This is a genomic window from Vibrio sp. 10N.222.49.A3, from assembly GCF_041475145.1.
Classification (GTDB): domain Bacteria; phylum Pseudomonadota; class Gammaproteobacteria; order Enterobacterales; family Vibrionaceae; genus Vibrio; species Vibrio tasmaniensis_A.
In genome coordinates this window covers 1-2,124 of record NZ_JBFRVM010000186.1, presented here as the reverse complement: position 1 = coordinate 2,124, position 2,124 = coordinate 1, and the positions used below count along the sequence as shown (strand labels likewise).

The window sequence follows — 2,124 nt, the reverse complement described above, 5'->3', positions numbered from 1 at the left end:
CAAGTAGGCTTTCATATTTTGACCATTTCTCTCGCTTAGAAAGCCAGAGATACGAGGTGAGAACTTGTGCGGACATACAAAGGACGAGTCCCACAAAAAGTAATATCGGATAACCCTTGGAAAGAGTCTGCATAGGGACGATTGAGCCCACTGTGGCACCAAGGATTAACTGTACTCCGGTCAATGTGCTTTTGGGAAGAGCTAGAGTAAACCCTGTTTTTACCGTTAACAAAAGAGCAATCAGGGCACCGAACATTACACCTAGTGGTATCTCGAAATATGTAAATAAGAGCGAGCCAACCAAAGCTATGAATGAGGCTAGATACATGTTTTGGTTTCCCCTTTTTTTAGCTTGAAGGATGACAATAAAGTGGAGATTTGGTTATTAATCATATCTATGTTATTGACTATGTAAAAATCACCACAAGTTATCCGCCCAAGAGCATACAAGCCCATTTGAATATCACCAGTTTCTGACTTAGCAGGCTATCAAGTACCGGATTGCTTCTATCGAGTGAACGTTGTATTCCTGTAGCATTGATGATGAAATCAAAGAAGTACTCCTTTTCTATCTGTCTCTACACAATATTGACCATTGTCTAATCGTTGAGCAAAGTCACTGGCAAGGTAAGATGTATCAGTGCCCGGAATGGAAACCTGATGAGGAAGCTAGTTCCACCCTTGTAGGAGTGGAACTATGGTCGATAATTAAAATGGACAGCTCATATAATCCTGAAGGATTATCTTTTTGGGAGACATTTTGCAGACAGCAGCCTAATTGCCTCTAAAAATCAGTGCGCATGTAGTGCAACTAAACTTTGTGACACAACGAGTAAGACAAGAGTACGAAGAGATATTAATGATGTTAGTGGTCTTTATCATATATACCAATGTCTTTTTTTAAATGGTCAGAAAGGTGTCTCACATCGAGAGATGCATTTTTATTTTTTCCACTTTTAAAATTATACCTTTTAAATTTAATCCGCAGATAGCGTAAATAGTCTCTAAACTTCGATTTTTTTTGAATTGTTTTCACTGACTTTTCATTTTTCATAGCAACGCACTCTTTTTTATAAGAAAAACCATAATTTTAACGACCAAAATTAATTGAAATTAAGTATCTTTAAACCCAGAAGCTTCGTCTTCATGAGAAAGTTGATTTGATACTAATTATGTTTACTTTAGGGACTGCTGCTCCTTTTCTCTTCAGTGAAAATAGTTTTATTTGTCTTTCCATGAAGAATTCCCTTATTGTTTTGTTACTTATTGCCAGAGTAAGTAGATAGTTACTTATTATTTTATAAGTTAACACAAAGGCTAAGATCTAATTATTTACATTTAATTTATATTCGTTAAGGGTTTATAATGAAAATCAGGATTAGATACTGTTCACGAAATGCCTCCAGTATATAAAAGGATATTTGATTGGTTTGATGCGATGGTGCGTTCTAGAATTTTTTCATTTCTAGCCTGTATTTTTGGGGTGAAAGTGCCCCTGTATTTTCAATTTTTGACCACACCCTACGCCAGTATTGCCATTCAGTCGAAGGTGAACGTGATCGTGCTGAGTCGTCTTTTGGGGCATGCTGAAGCGGAAACGACGCTAAAGTATGCGCATTTGGGACGTGAGGACGTGTGTCAGGCGGCCTCTCATGTGTCGGGTGTACTCGTTAAGGGGATGCGCTCATGAAGTCACTGTTATTCACTTCTAAAGTGATTCAATCTCTTCATTCAAAAACTCGAACGTATACGGTGTGGGATACCAAAATTCCCGCGTTAGGGGTTAGAGTCTATGCCGATGATCGCCGTTTCTATGTGACTTATCTACCCATTCCCAATAAGACGTTAGCGGCCGTGGGACAATTCACCCTAAAACAAGCCAGACAACACGTGCAAGCTTTACAGTCTTCTTTTTTAGAAAAAGAGACGAAACCGATACGGTTAATTCGCTTTGATGCTTTGGTGAAAGAAGAATGGACGGATAAGGTCTGCAAGGGATGGAAACTGAGTACACAAGGGACAGCGTCGAGCGCCTTAAGAAGGCATTTGTTGCCCGAGTTTGGACGTTTTCCTGTCAGCCGTATTGATTCGTTTCATGTGCATCGTTGGTTTGATGAACTCAGC

General features: G+C 39.2%; 2 protein-coding genes and 1 pseudogene. 1 reads left to right on the top strand and 2 read right to left on the bottom strand.

Features of this window, described 5'->3' with window-relative positions:
• On the bottom strand, positions 1 to 328 hold a 328-nt coding region (locus AB4589_RS22220; RefSeq protein WP_372101696.1), incomplete at its 3' end, for an AbrB family transcriptional regulator.
• A gap of 537 nt (positions 329 to 865) precedes the next feature.
• The gene (locus AB4589_RS22215; protein WP_017101218.1) at positions 866 to 1,054 is read right to left on the bottom strand and encodes a hypothetical protein; all 189 of its coding nucleotides are present in this window, start codon (positions 1,052 to 1,054) and stop codon (positions 866 to 868) included.
• Positions 1,055 to 1,686: 632 nt separating this feature from the next.
• Between AB4589_RS22215 and AB4589_RS22210 the strand changes: the two are divergent.
• Positions 1,687 to 2,124 (top strand): annotated as a pseudogene (locus AB4589_RS22210) (site-specific integrase); the annotation flags it as partial.

What these genes read in the sequence shown, in the direction of transcription:
- AB4589_RS22215 (WP_017101218.1), bottom strand. Translation starts at nt 1,054, where the DNA reads ATGAAAAATGAAAAGTCAGTGAAAACAATTCAAAAAAAATCGAAGTTT.